The sequence below is a fragment of the Salegentibacter chungangensis genome (assembly GCF_042678405.1).
GTDB lineage: Bacteria > Bacteroidota > Bacteroidia > Flavobacteriales > Flavobacteriaceae > Salegentibacter_A > Salegentibacter_A chungangensis.
Window position 1 is genome coordinate 227,167 of the sequence record NZ_JBHTLI010000002.1, and the last position, 13,931, is coordinate 241,097.

At 47.0% G+C, this 13,931-nt stretch carries 11 protein-coding genes; all 11 read right to left on the bottom strand.

Annotated elements, in window-relative coordinates:
- Positions 1–22: 22 nt before the first annotated feature.
- The 11 genes from ACFQ3Q_RS11675 to ACFQ3Q_RS11725 all read right to left on the bottom strand — a co-directional run bounded on the left by ACFQ3Q_RS11675 (position 23) and on the right by ACFQ3Q_RS11725 (position 13,904).
- Complete coding sequence (locus ACFQ3Q_RS11675; RefSeq protein WP_380746035.1) at positions 23–1,159, bottom strand: aspartate aminotransferase family protein; 1,137 nt, start codon at positions 1,157–1,159, stop codon at positions 23–25.
- 2 nt (positions 1,160–1,161) lie between these two features.
- Positions 1,162–1,956, bottom strand: a complete 795-nt coding sequence (proC, locus tag ACFQ3Q_RS11680) for a pyrroline-5-carboxylate reductase (protein ID WP_380746037.1) — start codon at positions 1,954–1,956, stop codon at positions 1,162–1,164.
- 48 nt (positions 1,957–2,004) lie between these two features.
- Positions 2,005–2,970 carry an N-acetyl-gamma-glutamyl-phosphate reductase gene (argC, locus tag ACFQ3Q_RS11685; RefSeq protein WP_380746039.1) on the bottom strand — a complete coding sequence of 322 codons (966 nt, stop codon included), beginning with the start codon at positions 2,968–2,970 and terminating at the stop codon, positions 2,005–2,007.
- Complete coding sequence (locus tag ACFQ3Q_RS11690) at positions 2,967–4,154, bottom strand: argininosuccinate synthase (RefSeq protein WP_380746041.1); 1,188 nt, start codon at positions 4,152–4,154, stop codon at positions 2,967–2,969. Before ACFQ3Q_RS11690 ends, argC begins: the two co-directional genes overlap by 4 nt.
- A 106-nt stretch (positions 4,155–4,260) precedes the next feature.
- A complete protein-coding gene (locus tag ACFQ3Q_RS11695) occupies positions 4,261–4,902 on the bottom strand; it encodes a GNAT family N-acetyltransferase (RefSeq protein WP_380746043.1) in 642 nt (213 codons plus the stop codon).
- A gap of 342 nt (positions 4,903–5,244) precedes the next feature.
- A complete protein-coding gene (ilvA, locus tag ACFQ3Q_RS11700; protein WP_380746045.1) occupies positions 5,245–6,519 on the bottom strand; it encodes a threonine ammonia-lyase IlvA in 1,275 nt (424 codons plus the stop codon).
- Complete coding sequence (ilvC, locus tag ACFQ3Q_RS11705) at positions 6,519–7,994, bottom strand: ketol-acid reductoisomerase (RefSeq protein WP_380746047.1); 1,476 nt, start codon at positions 7,992–7,994, stop codon at positions 6,519–6,521. The genes ilvA and ilvC overlap by 1 nt, the downstream gene beginning before the upstream one ends.
- Positions 7,991–8,530: an acetolactate synthase small subunit gene (gene ilvN / locus ACFQ3Q_RS11710; protein ID WP_380746049.1), complete on the bottom strand. Its 540-nt coding sequence runs from the start codon at positions 8,528–8,530 to the stop codon at positions 7,991–7,993. Before ilvN ends, ilvC begins: the two co-directional genes overlap by 4 nt.
- The gene (gene ilvB / locus ACFQ3Q_RS11715) at positions 8,530–10,263 is read right to left on the bottom strand and encodes a biosynthetic-type acetolactate synthase large subunit (protein WP_380746051.1); all 1,734 of its coding nucleotides are present in this window, start codon (positions 10,261–10,263) and stop codon (positions 8,530–8,532) included. The genes ilvN and ilvB overlap by 1 nt, the downstream gene beginning before the upstream one ends.
- Before the next feature lie 11 nt (positions 10,264–10,274).
- Positions 10,275–11,948, bottom strand: a complete 1,674-nt coding sequence (gene ilvD, locus ACFQ3Q_RS11720) for a dihydroxy-acid dehydratase (protein WP_380746053.1) — start codon at positions 11,946–11,948, stop codon at positions 10,275–10,277.
- A gap of 432 nt (positions 11,949–12,380) precedes the next feature.
- Entirely contained in the window at positions 12,381–13,904 is a 1,524-nt protein-coding gene (locus ACFQ3Q_RS11725; RefSeq protein ID WP_380746055.1) for a carbon-nitrogen hydrolase family protein, read from the bottom strand.
- Positions 13,905–13,931: the final 27 nt, after the last annotated feature.

A 13,931-nucleotide genomic window follows, 5' to 3' on the forward strand; every position in this document is an offset into this window, starting at 1 on the left:
ACAGCTTTAAGCTGAATCTTCTTTATTCGTATTTCTTCAGAGCTGTTTTCAATTCCCTGAAAAAAGCATCAAATTGTTCTTTTTTAATGTTCAGCGGAGGCAGGATCCTCAACAGCTTTTTGTTGCTCGCCGCCCCTGTGAAGATCTGGTGCCGGAATAAAAGGTCCTTTCGAAGTCCGGCGATCTCGAAATCGAATTCAAGGCCTATCATCAGCCCCCGGCCCTTTAGTTTTCTTATTTGGGGGATCTCAGCCACCTTTTCTTCCACATAATCAAAAAGCTCCCTGGCATTCTTCAAAAGCTGCTCCTTTTCAATGACATCCAGAACCGATATTCCTGCCACACAGGCCAGGTGGTTTCCGCCAAAGGTGGTTCCCAGCATTCCGTTTTTTGGCTCAATTGCCTTGTCGATAAGGATACCTCCCATCGGAAACCCGTTTCCCATTCCTTTTGCAACAGAAATGATATCGGGCCTTATCCCGTGTTTCTGGAACGCGAAAAAGTCTCCCGTTCTTCCGTAACCGGCCTGCACTTCATCGGCAATGAGCACGGTCTTATATTTCTTACAGAGTTCTGCGGCTCTTTCGTAGAACTCTGAAGTTGCTTCGTCCAGGCCTCCAACCCCCTGGATCACCTCAAAGATCACCGCGGCAACATCTTCTTTTTTAAGTTCTGCTTCAAGAGCTTCGGCATCTTCAAAGGCAACTTTGGTCGTTTTGTGTCCTTTATTAAAAGGTGATTTGATGGTCTCATTATCTGTGACCGCCACTACTCCGGAAGTCCTTCCGTGGAAAGCATTCTCGAAGTAGATCACACGGTCTTTGCCGGTATGAAACGAAGCGAGCTTTAATGCATTTTCATTAGCCTCGGCACCGGAATTGCATAAGAACAGGCTATAAGCCTCTACCCCGGAAAGCTTTTCCAGTTTTTGTGCAAGTTCGGTCTGCAACGGATTCTTAACCGAGTTGGAATAGAAACCTATGTTTTTCACCTGGTGGCTTAGTGCATTTACATATGCGGGGTGTGAATGCCCAATGGAGATCACAGCGTGCCCGCCATAAAGGTCCAGGTATTTATTGCCTTCCTTATCAAAAACATAAGCGCCTTCGCCTTTTACCGGGGTGATATCGTAAAGCGGATATACATCGAATAAATCCATAGTTATTGTTCAGAGATATTGTTGATTTTTTTAAATGAGGCTTGTATCCCTTTTATAAGGGAAGAACTAAGCCCGTTATGCTCCATTTCGTTAAGCCCTTCAATGGTGCAGCCTCTTGGAGTGGTCACCTTATCGATCTCCTGTTCGGGATGCCTTCCCGATTCTATTAAGAGGCTGGCAGCACCAAGGCAGGTCTGCATAGAGAGCTCCTGAGCGTCTTTCGCATCAAAACCAAGCTGTACCGCTCCCTGGCTGGTTGCGCGTATAAGACGCATCCAGAAGGCTACTCCGCTTGCGCAGATCACCGTGGCGGCCTGCATTTTATTTTCAGGGATAATGATGCTTGTTCCCAGCCTGTTGAAAATAGCCTCAGCAATAGCGATCCTTTTTTGACCCTTTTCATTGCTGCAAAGGCAGGTCATAGATTTTCCCACCGCAATAGCCGTATTGGGCATTGAGCGGATGATAAAATGTTCCTCGCCAACGATCTTTTCGATCCTTGGGATCTTAAACCCGGTCACCGTAGAGATCAGCACGTGCTTTTCGGTAAGTTCCTCTTTTATCTCTTCCAGGATCTTTTCCAATTGGGTAGGCTGCACTGCGAAGATCAGGATATCAGAATTCCTGACGGCCTCCAGATTATTGGAAGTAACGGTCACTTTCGAATATTCTTCATATTCCCTGATAGCCTCCGTCTTCCTTTTAGTAAGAAAAAGACTTGTATGTGCATTGCTAAAGATAAGCCCCTTTGCGATGGAAAGGCCAAGATTACCCGTACCCAGAATTGCTATTTTCATAATTGTTCTATTTAACCAAAAGTTACTTTAATTCCACTACTTCACAGATCAGAAGTAATTAGCCTTTAGATCCAGTCCGGTTTTCTCGTTAAGCCCGAACATCAGGTTCATATTCTGAACCGCCTGGCCGGAAGCACCTTTCAGCAGGTTATCGATAATGCTGGTGATAAGCAGTTTATTTCCGAACTTCTGCAGTTTCAAAAGGCATTTATTGGTGTTCACCACCTGCTTCAAATGAAGATCCTCATCTGTAACAAAGGTGAATGCCGCATCTTTATAAGCCTCTTTATAGATCAGCTTGGCATCATCAAGGCTGCCTGAAAAACCGGTGTAAGCCGTGGCGTGAATTCCTCTCGAGAAATTACCCCTGTTCGGGATGAAATTGATCTCTGAGTCGTGATCAGGCTGAAGCTTTTTTACGCTCTCCCCGATCTCGTTCAAATGCTGATGCTCAAAAGACTTATAGGACGAAAAGTTATTATCTCTCCAGGTAAAATGAGTGGTTTCCGAAAGCGAAGTACCCGCCCCGGTAGCACCCGTTACCGCATTGATATGAAGATCATCCTTCAGCAGGTTTTCTTTGGCCAGCGGAAGGATGGCCAGGCTGATGGCCGTGGCAAAACAACCGGGATTCGCTATAAAACCGGCCTCCTTTACTTTTTCCCTATTGAATTCCGGCAAACCATACACAAAGGAATGATCGCCAGATGCCATCCTGAAATCGGTGCTCAGATCGATGATCTTCGTTTTATCGGAAAACTGATTTTCGGCAAGGAACTTTTTCGAATTTCCGTGTCCCAGGCAAAGAAAGACCACATCGGCCTCTTTGTTCAACTCTCCGCTGAACTCCAGTTCGGTCTCTCCTAAAAGATCCTGGTGCACCTGCGCCACAGGTCTTCCCGGCTGGGATGTGCTGTACACAAAATTCAGGCTCACCTCGGGGTGCCTGAGTAAGATCCTGATAAGCTCTCCCGCGGTATACCCGGCTCCTCCTATAATTCCGGCTTCTATCATTGTTCCTGTTTTACGTGTTCATAGATCTTCCCTGAATTAGAAAGGATCTTTATAAAGCCCTTGGCATCGTCTGCTGTCCAGGCCTTGTTCTCTTCGCCATATTTTCCGAAACCGGAATTCATAAGGTCGAAATCAGATTTAATTCCGTCCAGACTAAACCTGTATGGATGAAGGCTTACAAATACATCTCCGGTTACCTGCTCCTGGGAGCTTTGCAGGAAGGCCTCAAAATCCCTCATTACCGGGTCCAGGTACTGGCCTTCGTGTAAATGGGTCCCATACCAGTTGGCAACGTAATCCTTGTGCTGAAGCTGCCATTTACTAAGGGTATGCTTCTCCAGCAGATGATGGGCTTTAATGCTGATGAGCGCAGCTGCTGCCTCAAAACCAACTCTTCCCTTTATCCCGATTATGGTATCCCCCACGTGAATATCCCTTCCAATGGCATACTTACCGGCAATACTTTCCAGTTTCTCTATATTCTTTTCAGGGATGTCCTGCTCCCCGTTTACAGCGGTAAGCTCACCTTTGGTAAAAGACAGGCTTATCTGTTTAGGTTCCGTTTCCACTAACTGAGACGGGTAAGCTTCTTCCGGTAAAGGTTTTTCGGAAGTGAGGGTCTCGGCACCTCCAACGCTGGTACCCCACAAACCCTTATTCACCGAATATTTCGCCTTCTCCCAGTTCAGCTCCACACCATTAGCCTTAAGATAATCAATTTCTTCCTGTCGGCTAAGCTGCTTATCCCTTATTGGCGTGATTATCCTGATTTCAGGGGCAATTATCTGGAAGATCATATCGAATCTCACCTGATCATTTCCGGCACCCGTGCTTCCGTGAGCAATATATCCTGCCCCGATCTCTTTGGCATAATTCACGATCTCTATGGCCTGCACGATCCTTTCGGCACTTACCGAAAGCGGGTAGGTATCATTTTTTAAGACATTGCCAAAAATGAGGTATTTCACCACCTTCTGATAAAAAGAGGAAACCGCATCGATATTCTTATAGGTGGCTGCCCCGATCTTCTGGGCATTAGCTCCTATTTTTTCTATTTCCTCATTAGAAAAGCCACCCGTATTCACACTTACCGCGTGCACCTCGAAATTTTCCTCTTTAGACAGATATTTGGCGCAATAAGAAGTATCAAGGCCTCCGCTATATGCTATAACTACTTTTTTCATTTTCAATTCTATTTTGAAAGTCATCCTGAACCTGTCTACCGACAGGCAGGCTTGGTTCAGGATCTTTTAGAAGCTGAAACAAGTTCAGCTTGACGTCAACTTTTAATTACTCTTTATCTGATTTTTCCTTTTTATAAAACAGGGTCTGCTTTATATGTTTCAACCTTTTGAAAGCCTTATCATTGAATTTGCTTTTAGGTTTTTCCTTCTTCTTAGCTTCGGTCTTTTTCTCAGGGTCGTACATCATTCCCGTACAAAGGCACATCTTATGATCTGTCCTGGTAAGCACATCGTAGTTCTTACAGGTCTGGCAGCCTTTCCAGAAACTTTCATCATCGGTAAGTTCAGAGAAGGTCACCGGCTGGTATCCCAGCTCATAGTTGATCTTCATCACGGCCAGGCCGGTGGTGATCCCGAAGATCTTGGCATTGGGATATTTTGTTCTCGAATGCTTAAAGATCACCTGTTTGATGTCTTTGGCAAGCCCCTGGTTCCTGTAATCGGGGTGCACAATAAGACCGGAGTTAGCTACATACTTCTCGTGGCTCCAGGTCTCGATATAACAAAATCCTGCAAACTTATCTCCGTCCAGGGCGATCACAGCGTTGCCTTTCTCCATCTTCCCGATAATATACTCGGGAGTCCTCCTGGCAATACCGGTACCACGTACCTTGGCCGACTCTTCGATAGTGTTACAAATTAGCTCCGCGTAGGAAGCATGTGATTTATTAGCAATGATAATCTTCATCTGCTAAAAAGTTAAGGTTGAAAAAATATTTTGATTCTGATTTTCTGAAGGGGGAACCGGACTCACCTAAGTTCCATAGATATATAGACGCACTTACGTGCGGCGGAAAAAGCGGCGCATAGGGGAGATATCAGAAAAGATCCTGATATATAATTTAAATTGTATGCTGCTGATGTGTTTCAAAATGGGTAAAAAATCAAATAATATTAAAAAAAGGGTAGGCTGAAGCGGTCGCTGAAATTAGCGGCGAATATTCCGCCTGAAGCGGAAAAGAGGTAATATTATTTGTCTTGTAGAAATCACGGGGTAAATGTACATTATATTTTGAATTGACAAAACAAATCAGATCAAAAATTGAAACAAATTCGGTTTGTCATTCAAATACTCTCCGTAAAAATTCTTCTTTTTCATACGCTCCACAAGAGGCTGAAAATCAGCAGGGTCGCTCAATTCTATCCCAACAACCGCAGGCCCGTTCGCCCTGTGGTGTTTCTTGGAATATTCAAAATGGGTGATATCATCATTAGGCCCCAGCACCTTTGCAACAAATTCTCTCAGGGCTCCGGCTCTTTGTGGGAAACTGACTATAAAATAATGTTTAAGGCCGGAGTACAGCAAGGCTCGTTCCTTGATCTCTGCGGTACGGGTAATATCGTTATTACTTCCGCTTACCATACAAACCACGTTCTTGCCTTTTATCTCTTCTGCAAACAGATCCAGCGCACATATTGCCATAGCTCCTGCCGGCTCGACCACAATGGCATCCTGGTTATAAAGATCCAGAATGGTCTGGCAGATCTTCCCTTCGGGAACGGTTACCATTTTATCAAGGTTCTCCCGGCAAATGGCGAAATTCCTCGAGCCCACCTTCTGTACGGCAGCACCATCAACAAAACGCTCGATCTCTTCCAGTTCTACCACCTTCCCCTTTTCCAGGGAAGAGGTCATAGAGGCTGCGCCTTCAGGCTCTACCCCTATTATTTTGGTATTCGGGCTAAGTTGTTTAAAGACTGAAGAAATACCTGCCAAAAGGCCTCCGCCTCCCAAAGGGGCGAATACATAATCTATGGGTTCATCGGCCTGCTCCAGGATCTCCAGGGCAATGGTCGCCTGGCCTTCTATCACTTTTTCATCATCGAACGGATGTATAAAGACGAGTCCGAATTTCTCTCCGTGCTTCATTGCATTCTTATAGGAGTCATCAAAAGTATCTCCTTTCAGTACCACCTCAACCCATTCGCCACCAAACATCCTGGTCTGTTCCACTTTCTGGCGGGGGGTGGTCCCGGGCATATATATCACGCCCTTTGCCTGCAGTTTATTGCAGGCAAATGCTACACCCTGGGCGTGATTTCCGGCGCTGGCACAAATCACCCCTTTCCTGAGCTGTTCTTCAGGGAGGCTCGAGATCTTATTAAAAGCCCCGCGTATCTTGTAAGAGCGAACCTGCTGCAGGTCTTCCCTTTTCAACATGACGCGCGAGTCGAACCTTTTACTGTAGGTAAAAGAATCCGAAAGCGGGGTGTTCACCACCACCTTCGAGATTCTCTCCACAGCTTGTCTTACAGCTTCCAGTTCGGGTTTATATATCTCTTTATCTGCCAGCAAAGTCTCCATTATTCGTATATTTTTTTCATTGCGGTCATCGCCTTCCTAAGCGTGCCTCCTACCTTTTCAACGGGATGGTTCCTGATACCATCGTTCACTGCTATCAGTTCCTGATTATCCACCCCTGTATATTTTCCGTTGAACGAAACTCCTGCCACTTCAGGCTCCAGGTTGTTCACATAATCCTTGATAAGCGGTTTCGCCGAATGATCGAACAGGTAGCACCCGTACTCTGCAGTATCTGAAATGATCCTGTTCATCTCAAAGAGCTTCTTTCTCGCAATGGTATTGGCGATAAGCGGGGTCTCGTGCAGCGACTCATAATAAGCCGACTCCGGAATGATGCCTGCTTCCACCATAGTTTCAAAAGCGAGTTCCACCCCGGCCTTTACAAAAGATACCAGCAACAGGCCTTTATCAAAATACTCCTGTTCCTTGATCTCTTCTGAAGTGGCGTCGGTCTTTTCGAAAGCCGTGTTCTCGGTAGCGGCACGCCATTCCAGTAATTCCTTATCGTCATTCTCCCAGTCTTTCATCATCCGGCTGCTGAAGGCCCCGGAGATAATATCATCCATATGTTTCTGAAACAGCGGACGCATCTGCTCCTTTAGTTCTTCAGAAATTTCATTGGCCCTTATTTTTGCCGGATTTGAGAGCCTGTCCATCATATTGGTGATCCCTCCATGCTTTAAAGCTTCGGTAATGGTTTCCCAGCCATACTGAATTAGTTTGGCGGCATAGGAAGGCTCTACCCCGTCGGCCACCATCTTGTCGAAAGTAAGGATAGACCCTGTTTGCAGCACCCCGCAAAGGATGGTCTGCTCTCCCATAAGGTCAGATTTCACTTCGGCTACAAAAGAAGATTCCAGGACCCCGGCACGGTGGCCGCCCGTGGCATAGGCATATGCTTTGGCCCATTCAAAACCAATCCCCTGGGGATCATTTTCAGGATGAACAGCTATAAGCGTCGGCACCCCAAAGCCACGCTTGTATTCTTCCCGAACTTCAGACCCGGGGCATTTAGGCGCCACCATAATCACCGTAATATCATCTCTTACCTGCATTCCTTCTTCCACGATATTGAAACCGTGCGAATAGGAAAGCACCGCATCTTTTTTGATATAAGGCAAGATCGCCCTGATCACCGGCGTATGCTGCTTATCTGGTGTAAGATTGATCACCAGGTCGGCCTGGGGGATCAGTTCTTCATAAGTCCCTACCTCAAAATTATTTTCGGTCGCGTTCTTATAGGATTGTCTCTTTTCTTTTATGGCTCCTTCCCGCAAGGCGTAGGAAATGTCCAGGCCGCTGTCTCTCATATTGAGTCCCTGGTTAAGGCCCTGGGCCCCGCAGCCTACTATAACTATTTTTTTGTCTTTCAAGGCAGCCACCCCATCACTGAATTCATCGAGCGCCATAAACCGGCAGGTACCCAGCTGGGCCAATTGTTCACGTAAAGAAAGGCTGTTAAAATAGTTCGTCATGATATTGAGTTTGTAGTATTAAATTTTTCTAATATTCCTGAAATCGGCATTTCGTTCTTGGTAACCGCAATGGTCCCCGATCTTACGAACTGCATTAGCCCGTAAGGCTTCAAGGTTTCGTAAAGCTGATCTACCTCCTGGCGTTTGCCTGTCTTCTCGATCACGAAAAAACTCTTGGTCACCGTCACGATCCTGGCATTGGTCTCCTTGATAAAATCCTGGATGTTATGATCGTCCAGAAATTCTTCCGATTTTATCTTGTACAGGGCCGTTTCCTGGTAGATGGTTTCCTCATCGGTATGATAGAATGCCTTGATCACCTCGATCTGTTTCTCGATCTGGCCCACGATCTTTTTGATCTGCTCTTCGCTTACATTCACAATAATGATAAAGCGCATCACCTCGTTCACCTCGCTGGGTGAAGCCGTAATACTCTCAATATTGATATGCCTTTTCAAAAAGATCGCGGCGATACGGCTTAACAACCCAAGGTTGTTCTCCGTGTAGATCGATACTGTATAATTCTTCTTTTCCATTACTCTAATAATACTTCTGAAACCGATGCTCCCGTTGGGATCATTGGGAACACGTTTTCTTCCTGTTCAACTTTAACCTCAAGGAAAAAAGCTTCCTCAGATTCCATCATCTCTTTTACCGCATCCTCTAATCCGGCTCTTTCGGTCACCCTTTTGGTCTTTATATGATAGCCCTTGGCGATCGTTATAAAGTCCGGGTTCACCATCTCTGTGGAAGCGTAGCGCTTATCAAAGAACAACTGCTGCCACTGTCTTACCATTCCCAGGAAACCGTTGTTGAGCACCACGATCTTTACGGGAACCCTGGTCTGGAAGATGGTTCCCAGTTCCTGGATGGTCATCTGGTAACCTCCGTCCCCTATTATGGCCACCACCTCGCGCTGAGGACAGGCCATTTTTGCGCCAATGGCTGCCGGAAGGGCAAAGCCCATTGTTCCCAATCCTCCCGAAGTCACATTGCTCCTGGTGGAGTTGAATTTCGCATAGCGGCAGGCCTTCATCTGGTGCTGACCCACATCTGAAACGATCACGGCATCTCCATTAGAAAAATCGTTGATCTGCTCGATCACTTCAGCCATCCCCAGTTCAGGCTTTTCCTTATCGAGATTTCCTTTTATCACTTTTTCATATTCGGTCTTATAAAGGTCCTTGAACCTCTGGTGCCATTCGGTATGTTTTTTAGGTTTCAGGAATTCCAGCAATAGCTTCAGGGTCTGCTTCACATCTCCCAAAACCGGGTAATCGGCCTTTACATTCTTATTGACTTCCGCCGGGTCGATCTCAAAATGGATCACTTCGGCCTGTTTGGCATAATGCTCAAGATTTCCGGTCACCCGGTCATCGAACCTCATCCCGATGGCAATAAGCACATCGCACTCGTTGGTGAGCATATTGGGCGCATAATTCCCGTGCATTCCAACCATTCCCACATTCAGCGGATGCTCTGTAGGCATCGCCGAAAGGCCTAAAATGGTCCAGGCTGCCGGAATTCCGGCTTTTTCCACCACTTGTTTCAATAGTTCTTCGGCGCCCCCAAGGATCACTCCCTGCCCAAAAACTATCATTGGTTTCTTAGCTTTATTGATAACTTCGGCAGCCCTTTCCACCTGTAACAAATTGGTTTCGGGAGCAGGTTTATAACTGCGTATTCCCGAGCATTTCTTATAACTGAATTCCAGCGATGCGAACTGGGCATCTTTGGTGATATCTATCAATACCGGGCCCGGTCTTCCGGACTTCGCGATATAAAATGCCTTTGCCAGGACCTCGGGAATTTCAGAAGCTTTTGTGATCTGGTAATTCCACTTGGTAATAGGCGTGGAAATACCCACAATATCGGTTTCCTGGAAGGCATCGCTTCCCAGAAGGTGCGAGCCTACCTGTCCCGTAATGCATACCATTGGCGTAGAATCTATCTGCGCATCGGCAATTCCCGTAACCAGGTTGGTAGCCCCGGGGCCTGAAGTGGCCATAGCCACCCCTACTTTCCCCGAAACCCGGGCATAGCCCTGGGCAGCGTGCGTGGCTCCCTGTTCGTGCCTGGTGAGGACGTGGTGAATCTTTTCCCGATACTTATACAATTCATCGTAAACAGGCATAATGGCCCCGCCGGGATACCCGTAAATGGTTTCCACGCCTTCCTCCAGCAAACACTTGATCACCGCTTCGGCTCCCGAAACTGTGGTGGTGGCTGGTGTGGTCACCTTTTCAAAACAAGCAGTTTTTACTTCCATAATTCACCGTATTAAAATTCATCGGTCACACAGCCCCTGGAAGCTGATGACACTGTTCTTGCGTATTTATAGAGCACCCCTCTTTTGAATTTAAGCTCGGGTACGTTCCAGTTCTTCTTTCTTTCCTGTATTTCTTCGTCACTAAGTGCCGCTTCTATGGTATTGTCTTCGGCATTGATGGTAATCTCATCTCCGTCTTTCAGAAAAGCCAGCAATCCGCCTTCCTGGGCTTCGGGGGTAATATGGCCCACCACGAAGCCGTGGGTTCCCCCGGAAAATCTTCCGTCAGTGATCAGCGCCACATCCTTGCCGAGTCCTGCTCCCATAATCGCGGAAGTAGGCTTGAGCATTTCAGGCATCCCGGGACCGCCTTTAGGGCCTTCGTAGCGGATCACCACCACATCGCCTTTTTTCACTTTCCCTGAAGAGATACCGTCATTGGCCTCATATTCACTGTTAAAGACCTTCGCTTTCCCGGTAAACTGCAGTCCTTCCTTCCCGGTGATCTTAGCCACCGAACCTTCTTCTGCAATATTCCCGAACAACACCCTGATGTGTCCCGTCTTTTTGATAGGATTGTCAAGAGGTCTTATCACATCCTGTCCTTCTTCCAGATCTGGTACATTTTCAAGATTTTCTGCCAAAGTTTTCCCGGTGACCGTAAGGCAGTCCCCGTGAAGCATATCCTGCTTCAGCATATATTTTAAGACCGCAGGGATCCCTCCTATCCTGTGCACGTCTTCCATTGCGTATTTCCCGCTTGGCTTAAGATTGGCCAGAAACGGAGTCCCGTCACAGATCTTCTCGAAATCGGCAAGGCTGAATTCCACCTCGGCTGCCCTGGCTATTGCCAGGAAATGCAGCACGGCATTCGTAGATCCGCCAAGCACCGTAAGCAACCTGATGGCATTCTCTAAAGATTTCCTGTTAACGATATCCCTTGGTTTGATATCCTTTTCTATAAGTTTTCTCATCGCCTTCCCGGCTTCGATACTTTCTGTCTTCTTCTCTTCTCCTACTGCCGGATTGGAAGAATTGTAAGGCAAAGACATTCCCAGCGCCTCAATAGCCGAAGCCATCGTGTTCGCGGTATACATCCCCCCGCAGGCTCCCGCCCCGGGACAGGCCTTTTCTATCACGCTTTCGTATTCTTCCTGATCTATGTCTCCCGCGGTTTTTGCGCCCCAGGCCTCAAAGGCCGAAACCACGTCGAGCTTCTTCCCCTTATGGCATCCGGAAGCTATGGTGCCTCCGTAAACCAGGATGGCGGGACGGTTGATCCTTAACATCGCCATTAGCGCCCCGGGCATATTCTTATCACACCCCACCACCGTCACCAAAGCGTCATAGGACATCGCATTCACCACCGTCTCCATAGAATCGGCAATGATATCGCGGGAAGGCAGGGAATAACGCATTCCCGGTGTTCCCATAGAGATCCCGTCGCTCACGCCTATGGTATTGAAGATGAGGCCAACCAGCTCATTGCCGTTAGCGCCTTCCTTTACCAGTTTGGCAAGATCGTTAAGGTGCATATTACAGGGATTGCCCTCGTAACCTGTACTGGCGATCCCCACAAATGGTTTTTTAAAGTCTTCTTTTGTAAGCCCTATAGCGTGCAACATCGCCTGAGATGCGGGTTGCGAATCGCTTTGGGTTAATATGCTGCTGTACTTATTGTTCATTGGGTGTAGCTTCCTTTTTGAAAGATTAAAATTAGGAGGCTTAATACTGAACAAAGTCCGCAGGGCAGCGCTTAAATTACTGTCAAACAGCAACTTAAACACATAACACATTGATTTACAATCGTTTAAAAGCTTTTAGGTTACGATTGCTGAGGATTTTACAAGCCGCTTAAGCCGGAATCAGGATTCCATAAAATGAGGCCGTTGAAAAGGAAGTAAATTCGGAATGCCTTAATTTAAGCAGCATTCCGTTTGCTTTTTCTTGATATAAAAAGCCGAAACTGCAGATTCGTGAAATTTAAAATTTACAGAAGAGTGATGCTTTAGGATAGGAAATATTGCACCAGGCAAAGGCCTAAGCCCCTATGCGGAGTCGAGGAAAAATATGAGCAAGCCGCTCCCGACTATGCCCGGGTCGACAAAAAGAAGGTCTTATTTTTTCTTCTTCAGTGAATACAAGTCTTTACGCCTGTCTTTCATTGTGCGTACACTCCCGAAGTTATGAAGTTCCTTAAGCAGGTCCAGGTCTACGTCTACCAGCAGGGTACTTTCAGTGTTAGGGGTGGCTTCGGCCTTGATCCCGTTCACCGGGAAAGCAAAGTCTGAAGGCGTTAACACCGCACTCTGGGCGTACTGGATGTCCATATTGTTCACTTTAGGCAGGTTCCCCACCGAGCCGGCAATGGCCACATAACATTCGTTCTCCACGGCTCTCGCCTGGGCACAGATCTTCACCCGGGAATAGCCGTTCTGGGTATCGGTCATAAAAGGCACGAAAAGGATGTTCATTCCCTCTTCGGCCAAAAGCCTGGATACTTCAGGAAATTCGACATCATAACACACCAGTACCCCTATCTTCCCGCAGTCGGTATCAAAGGTTTCCAGTTTTGAACCGCCCTTCATCCCCCAGGCAGCCTCTTCGGCCGGGGTGATATGGAGTTTCTCGTAACGCTCATAGCTCCCGTCCCTTCGGCATAAATAACCCACATTATACATATGCTCGCCGATAGCCTGCGGCATACTTCCGGTAATGATGTTGATGTTGTAGGTAATAGCAAAATCCCTGAAGGTCTGCAGTAACTGGTCCGTATAAGAGGAAAGTCCGCGGATGGCCTCAGGTTCGGTAAGGTTATTGAACTGCGCCATTAAGGGAGCGTTGAAGAGCTCGGGGAACAGGATAAAATCGCTCTGGTAATCGCTCACGGCATCCACAAAGAACTCGATCTGTGAGACCAGCGCATCGTAATCGCTGAAAGACCGCATCTGCCACTGCACCAACCCAAGCCGCACCACCGTCTTCTTGGTGTCTATGAGCTTCTGCTCCTTGACGTAGTAGATGTTGTTCCACTCCATCAGCACGGCATACTCCTTACTTTCAAAATCGCCGTGCAGGTAACCTTTTATCACCTTCTTTACGTGAAAATCGTTGGAAAGCTGGAAAGACAGCACCGGGTCGTGTATCTCCTGCAGTTTTACTTTTTCTATGTATTTCTTCGGGGTGAGTTCTGCGGCATATTTCGCATAATTCGGGATACGGCCGCCAAAGACAATGGCCTTAAGATTCAGCTGTTCGCAGAGTTCCTTCCGGGCTTCATAAAGCCGCCTTCCAAGGCGCATTCCGCGGTATTCAGGGTGAATGAACACATCTATGCCGTAAAGCACATCGCCGTTCTTGGTATGCGTGGAAAAGTTCTCCCCGCCAATGATCTCGTCGTAGGTATGGTTATCGTCAAACTTGCCGTAATCCACGATAATGGAAAGCGCACAACCGGCGATCTTATTGTCTATGATGATGCAGAACTGGCCTTCGGGGAACTTGTTCACCAGCGTCCTTATCTCCTCCTTGCTCCAGTATTCATCGGGCATCTTATGATAACTCTTGATCATAGAGACCTTGAGTTCCTGGTAGTCCTGCACCTTTAAATTCCGTAATTCTATTTTAGCCGAATCTATCACTTTCCCTGAGTTTTAACCTTGCGAAGA

Excerpts from the sequence above, each read along its gene's own strand:
- ACFQ3Q_RS11675 (WP_380746035.1), bottom strand. The coding sequence starts at position 1,159 with ATGGATTTATTCGATGTATATCCGCTTTACGATATCACCCCGGTAAAA.
- proC (WP_380746037.1), bottom strand. The coding sequence starts at position 1,956 with ATGAAAATAGCAATTCTGGGTACGGGTAATCTTGGCCTTTCCATCGCA.
- argC (WP_380746039.1), bottom strand. The coding sequence starts at position 2,970 with ATGATAGAAGCCGGAATTATAGGAGGAGCCGGGTATACCGCGGGAGAG.
- ACFQ3Q_RS11690 (WP_380746041.1), bottom strand. The coding sequence starts at position 4,154 with ATGAAAAAAGTAGTTATAGCATATAGCGGAGGCCTTGATACTTCTTAT.
- ACFQ3Q_RS11695 (WP_380746043.1), bottom strand. The coding sequence starts at position 4,902 with ATGAAGATTATCATTGCTAATAAATCACATGCTTCCTACGCGGAGCTA.
- ilvA (WP_380746045.1), bottom strand. The coding sequence starts at position 6,519 with ATGGAGACTTTGCTGGCAGATAAAGAGATATATAAACCCGAACTGGAA.
- ilvC (WP_380746047.1), bottom strand. The coding sequence starts at position 7,994 with ATGACGAACTATTTTAACAGCCTTTCTTTACGTGAACAATTGGCCCAG.
- ilvN (WP_380746049.1), bottom strand. The coding sequence starts at position 8,530 with ATGGAAAAGAAGAATTATACAGTATCGATCTACACGGAGAACAACCTT.
- ilvB (WP_380746051.1), bottom strand. The coding sequence starts at position 10,263 with ATGGAAGTAAAAACTGCTTGTTTTGAAAAGGTGACCACACCAGCCACC.
- ilvD (WP_380746053.1), bottom strand. The coding sequence starts at position 11,948 with ATGAACAATAAGTACAGCAGCATATTAACCCAAAGCGATTCGCAACCC.